This window comes from Halalkalibacter flavus, assembly GCF_036663575.1.
Classification (GTDB): domain Bacteria; phylum Bacillota; class Bacilli; order Bacillales; family Bacillaceae_D; genus Halalkalibacter; species Halalkalibacter flavus.
In genome coordinates this window covers 1-252 of sequence record NZ_JAWRVK010000328.1, presented here as the reverse complement: position 1 = coordinate 252, position 252 = coordinate 1, and the positions used below count along the sequence as shown (strand labels likewise).

The 252-nt window shown below is 46.0% G+C and carries 1 protein-coding gene; it reads right to left on the bottom strand.

Annotation, left to right across the window (positions count from 1 at the left end; genetic code table 11):
• A partial coding sequence (locus tag SAY88_RS25355; RefSeq protein ID WP_332635207.1) for an MFS transporter occupies positions 1–197 on the bottom strand: 197 nt, incomplete at its 3' end.
• Positions 198–252 lie beyond the last annotated feature (55 nt).

Sequence of the window (252 nt, the reverse complement as noted above, 5' to 3'; positions counted from 1 at the left end):
GATGGCCCGATAAACAATGAACCTAAGATGGCACCCAGCAGTACCGCGGAAACGATCCAGCCTTGTTCCCAAGTTCCCAGGTGCATCTGTTTTTGAATAAACAGAATGGCCCCGGAAATAACACCAGTATCGTAACCGAAGAGCAAACCGCCGAGGGCCCCGAAAAAGTAAATAAAGCGCGCAGATACTTTGCGCATGATTACACAACTCCTTAACTATAAAACACTCCTATTGCTTTAGTTGGTTTGAAAC